Source organism: Pseudomonas sp. PB120 (genome assembly GCF_009761815.1).
In the GTDB taxonomy this organism is placed as follows: domain Bacteria; phylum Pseudomonadota; class Gammaproteobacteria; order Pseudomonadales; family Pseudomonadaceae; genus Aquipseudomonas.
In genome coordinates this window covers 1-5,086 of sequence record NZ_RWIN01000159.1, presented here as the reverse complement: position 1 = coordinate 5,086, position 5,086 = coordinate 1, and the positions used below count along the sequence as shown (strand labels likewise).

Here is a 5,086-nt window from a genome sequence, read left to right as displayed (position 1 = left end):
CGATAGCGGTATGACAGTCACATCAATGCTGACTGCCAGACCGCTATCGCGAGCAGGCTCGCTCCCACAGGGTTTTGTGTAGGGATGATGGGAAGCGCTGCAAAAACGCCTACACATCATGTTATTTCTGCCTGCATTGCGCGCCGCAAATCAAACAAACCCCTTTAAATACAGCACTTTAGATATCTGGCACGACCTGTGCTCCTGCTATCGGCAACCCATCATCGTTGGGCTTTGCATCTGAGCCGGCTTCCATCAGCCGAGCCGATAGCCAGGAGGAATAATAAAAATGTTGATCACCGGGATCAAAAGCCGGCCGGTCTATGACCGGTTGCAGCCCCTGCCGGGAGGCCTGCGGCACATCATTGTCGGGCAAGGTAGTGGCGGTCAGGCCATGTTGCGTCTGTTGGAGGATCTGGCCGGTGTGGATCGCCCGATCACCCTGCTCTACTCCCTGGAATCCTTTTCCGGCCAGGACTACCTCACCCAATTGCAGCAGCACCGTGAGCACCCGCTGGATGTGCACGCGACGAATCACTCGCTGATCGACGCGCTCAAGACCCTGCTCGGCGACGCACGCATGGGCACCCGCCTTTACCTCGCCGGTTCGGAAAGCTTCCTCGGCACGGCGATGCAGGTGGCGACGCAGTTCGACCTGAACCGCGACGAAGTGCTGCGCGAACACTCCGGCACCCTCGTTCGCCGGGTCTGGTGCGTGCACTGCGACACCTACACCGAAAACGTCACTCAACGCGTTTACGACTGCCCGGGCTGCGGCCTGACGCTGGTGGTGCGCGACCACTATTCCCGGCGACTGGCGGCCTTTCAAGCCGTGAAGGCCGATGCCGAAGTACCGGGTGAATTGCCAGAAGCCGAGGAGCTCGACACATGAGCCAGAACAATGGGACGTTGAATCTACGGGTGGCCCGAATCGAAGCGGTGACCCCGGAAATCAAGCGCTTCACCCTGGTCTCGCCGACCGGTGCGCACCTGCCGGCGTTCTCCGGCGGCAGCCATGTCGTGGTGTTGATCGCCAATCAGCACAACACGTTGCGCAACCCCTACTCGCTGCTCAGTTCGCCGTACGACACCAGCAGTTATCAGATTGCCGTGCGCCGCGTGGACAGCGGTCGCGGCGGCTCGGTCTCGCTGCATGACAATGTTGGCGAGGGCGATCTGATCGAGGTCACGCCACCGGTCAACCTGTTCCCGCTGATCAAGCAGGCGCGGCTGCACATCTTTATCGCCGGCGGCGTCGGCATCACGCCGGTGATTTCCCAGCTGGAAGAATTGCGCCTGAGCAAGGTTCCGTTCGAACTGCATTACGCGGTGCGCGGCGAAGAACATGCGCACATCGGCAAAGAGCTACAGGCCACCTACGGCGAGCACGTCCACCTGTACCGCAAAGGCATTGAAGCGCGGATGGACATTGGCCGGATTCTGGCCGACCGCCCGCTGGGCAGCCACGTCTATGCGTGCGGCCCGGACAGCATGATCGACGCCACGCTGGCCTGCGCCCGTGACCTGGGCTGGACTGACAGCCACGTGCATTTTGAACGCTTCCTCGAACAAAGCAGCGGCGGCGAAGCCTTCAGTTTCACCCTGGGCCGCAGCGGCACCACCATCGAGGTGTCGCCCGACCAGACCATGCTCGAAGCCGTCGAAGCCGCCGGTTTCACCATGCCCTACCTGTGCCGTGGCGGTGCCTGCGGTCATTGCGAAACCGACGTACTGGAGCTCGACGGCGAGCTTCTGCACAGCGATGACTGGTTGTCCGACGAAGACAAAACCAGCCGCAAAAAAATCATGCCCTGCGTATCCCGCGCCAAGTGCAATCGCCTGGTCATCGACCTCTGATCGACGGAGACATAACAATGAATATCAAATTCAATCCCGACGAAACCTACCGCGACGACTACACCTTCGCCAACAGCCCGGAGACCATCGCGCGCGCGCCCTTCCCGTTCCCCGACGATGACTACATGTACTCGATGAACCTGGAGCCGCACGTGTCGGTGGGCGATGGCGCTTTCCGCGCCGCCTTCGACATTGACGAGCACTACATCAGCGAATGCCGGGACCGGGCAATCACCCTCGAGAAAGACCCGGGCATGCACTACGTCTCGGCGCCGCACATGATGGAGGCGCAGTGGGATTTGCTTGAGCTGATCATGGAGTCCTACGCCCGGGACTACCCGCAATATTTCACTCTCGCGCGGGAAGGTCGGGAATGGCATTGGACCAACCGCCTGCTGGACATTGACGACCACTTCACGTTCGGCGACCCGTCCACCCTGCCCTACGAGCCAATGGAATACGTGACCCGTCAAGCCCAGGGTGACTGGGTGCTGCAAGAGGAACGCGACGGCACGCTGTACTGGGGCGCCGGGATTGCGACCCAACGGGCCGATTACTCGTTGCGCTTTAACCTGGGCATGAGCTGGGAAGAGTTCCACGGGCCGGTGCCGCTGGTGAAAGAAATCGGCATGCTCGACCGCGCCCTGAAGTTCCTGCTGCGCCTGCGCACCGGCCACCCGGTGCGTCGCCTGAACTGGTCGCTGACCGTGAACCCGCGCCTGGAAGTCTCGGCGGAAAGCCTGCCGGAATGGGCGCCGGACCGGACCATCGTGACCGCCGAAAACGCCGGCAAGCTGGTTTACCTGCGCATCGAGTTGCAGCCGCTGCATCGCCTGCCGCGCAGTAACGCCATTGTCTTCCCGATTCGCACTTACCTGCTCAGCCTCGAAGACATCGCCACCAACCCGGCGTGGGCTCGACGCATGCACCGCGTATTGCGCGACTTGAATCAGCAACTGGTCGATTACAAAGGCTTCAGCCGCTACCGCGATGCGGCGGTGGAGTGGCTGTCGCAGTACGACGACGGGCGTGACAACGAATCCAAAAAACACGCCTGATTCTGTGGCGAGCGAGCTTGCTCGCGCTGGGCTGCGTAGCGGCCCCAAAACGTTGGCAGCGATGCCTATTTGTGAGTGCTACGCACTCAAGCGGGAGCAAGCTCCCTCGCCACACCAACCCGCCAGCATTAATCCACTGCCATTGATAATGAGGAAATAACATGAGTGGCTCAACCAACGCGCGTGCAAGCGTCAGCGCCGATCAGGATGCGGAACAGCTCCGCGCCCTCGGCTACAGTTCGGACTTCAATCGCACCATGAGCCTGTGGGAGAACTTCTCCCTGGGCTTTACCTACCTGTCGCCGGTCGTGGGCGTCTACACCCTGTTCGGCCTGTGCCTGGCTGCAGGCGGCCCCCCGATGTTCTGGTCCTACCTGCTGATCGGCGCCGGCCAACTGCTGGTGTGCCTGATCTTCGGCGAAATCGTTTCGCAGTTCCCGATCTCCGGTGGCGTCTACCCATGGGCGCGTCGCCTGGTGGGCAAGCGCTGGGCGTGGATGGTCGGCTGGGTGTATGCGTGGGCCTTGTGCGCTACCATCGCCGGGGTCGCCGTGGGTGCCGGGCCGTACCTGGCGATTTTGCTGGGTTTCCAACCCGGCGCCGAGGCCAATATCTACATCGCCCTGACGATCATCCTGCTCTCGACCGCACTGAACCTGGTGGGCACCAAACTGTTGGCACGGGTGGCGATGTTCGGCTTTCTCTGCGAACTGGTCGGAGCGATCCTGGTCGGCGGCTACTTGCTGATCTTCGAACGTCACCAGCCGTTCAGCGTGCTATTCGACACGTTTAACCTTCAGGTCAACGGCTCGTACTTGCCGGCGTTCCTCGCGGCATCGCTGGCGGGGCTGTTCCAGTACTACGGTTTCGAGGCCTGCGGCGATGTCGCCGAAGAAACCCCGAACCCGGGCAAGCGCATTCCGAAAGCCATGCGCATGACCATCTACATCGGTGGCGCAGCGGCGATGTTCGCCTGCCTGGCACTGATCCTCTCGGTGCCGGACATGGCCAAGGTCCTGGCCGGTGAAGACACCGACCCCGTAGCCACCATCCTGGCCAATGCGTTCGGCCCGGTCGGTTCGCGCCTGGTGATGGCGGTGGTGATGGTCTCGTTCATCTCTTGCGTGCTCAGCCTGCAAGCGGCGGCGAGCCGTCTGTTGTTTGCGTATGCCCGTGACGAAATGATCATCGGCAGTTCGCTGCTCAAACGCCTGTCGGGCAACCACGTGCCGTCGTTCGCGCTGCTGATCAGCGGTCTGGTGCCGGCGGCAATCGTCTGCCTGGGCATGTTCATGGCCGATGCCGTGGCGACCATCGTCGGCTTCGCTGCGATCGGCATTTACGTCGCCTTCCAGCTGATCGTCATCGCCGCATTGATCGCCCGCGCCAAGGGCTGGCGCCCGAACGGGCAATTCACCCTGGGTGCGTGGGGCTTGTGGGTGAACGTCGCGGCGTTGATCTATGGCCTGTGCGCGATCACCAACATGGTCTGGCCGCGTTCGCCGGATGCACCGTGGTTCATCAACTACTCGATGATCCTGACCACCCTGGTGGTGATGGGCGCGGGCCTGGTTTACATGCTGCTGGGCAAGCCTTACGACAAAGGCACGGCACCGGCCGGGGATGCGTGGAAATTCTCGAAACCGTTGGCCAAGGCGCCGGGTGTTTCTGGCGCGACGCTGAGTAAATCAACGATCTGACAACATTGATCTTTTGTAGAAGCGAGCCTGCTCGCGATGGTCGTTAACGATGACGAGGGCTGCCTGAATCAACGCGGCGCCCTCGGGTTCTTCGCGAGCGAGCTCGCTCCTACAGGGATCGGTTTCAACACAAGAATTGCTTTAACAAGGACTACGCCATGCAAACCAAACTCTTGATCAACGGCCGGCTGCTCGACGGCGAAGGCCCCGCCCAACCGGTGTTCAACCCGGCCCTCGGCAGCGTGCTGGTGGAAATCAACGAAGCCAGCGAAGCCCAGGTCGATGCCGCCGTGCGCGCCGCCGATGCGGCGTTCGACAGCTGGTCGCAAACCCCGCCGAAAGAACGTTCGCTGTTGCTGCTCAAACTCGCCGACGCCATCGAAGCCCACGGCGAAGAGCTGGCCAAGCTGGAATCGGACAACTGCGGCAAGCCCTACACCGCGGCGCTGAACGACGAGATCCCGGCGATTG

5 protein-coding genes are annotated in these 5,086 nt (G+C 61.8%); all 5 read left to right on the top strand.

What is annotated here, in order from left to right:
- The first annotated feature begins 289 nt into the window (after positions 1-289).
- Positions 290-892 carry a dimethylamine monooxygenase subunit DmmA family protein gene (locus EJA72_RS28750; RefSeq protein ID WP_157715243.1) on the top strand — a complete coding sequence of 201 codons (603 nt, stop codon included), beginning with the start codon at positions 290-292 and terminating at the stop codon, positions 890-892.
- Positions 889-1,857, top strand: a complete 969-nt coding sequence (locus tag EJA72_RS28745) for a PDR/VanB family oxidoreductase (RefSeq protein ID WP_157715242.1) — start codon at positions 889-891, stop codon at positions 1,855-1,857. Before EJA72_RS28750 ends, EJA72_RS28745 begins: the two co-directional genes overlap by 4 nt.
- Positions 1,858-1,874: 17 nt before the next feature.
- Entirely contained in the window at positions 1,875-2,915 is a 1,041-nt protein-coding gene (locus EJA72_RS28740; RefSeq protein WP_157715241.1) for a DUF3445 domain-containing protein, read from the top strand.
- 161 nt (positions 2,916-3,076) lie between these two features.
- Entirely contained in the window at positions 3,077-4,615 is a 1,539-nt protein-coding gene (locus tag EJA72_RS28735) for an APC family permease (RefSeq protein ID WP_157715240.1), read from the top strand.
- 158 nt (positions 4,616-4,773) lie between these two features.
- The coding region (locus tag EJA72_RS28730) for an aldehyde dehydrogenase family protein (RefSeq protein WP_157715239.1) at positions 4,774-5,086 on the top strand (313 nt) is incomplete at its 3' end.

Coding starts and splice junctions, on each gene's coding strand:
- EJA72_RS28740 (WP_157715241.1), top strand. CDS start 1,875: ATGAATATCAAATTCAATCCCGACGAAACCTACCGCGACGACTACACC.
- EJA72_RS28745 (WP_157715242.1), top strand. CDS start 889: ATGAGCCAGAACAATGGGACGTTGAATCTACGGGTGGCCCGAATCGAA.
- EJA72_RS28735 (WP_157715240.1), top strand. CDS start 3,077: ATGAGTGGCTCAACCAACGCGCGTGCAAGCGTCAGCGCCGATCAGGAT.
- EJA72_RS28750 (WP_157715243.1), top strand. CDS start 290: ATGTTGATCACCGGGATCAAAAGCCGGCCGGTCTATGACCGGTTGCAG.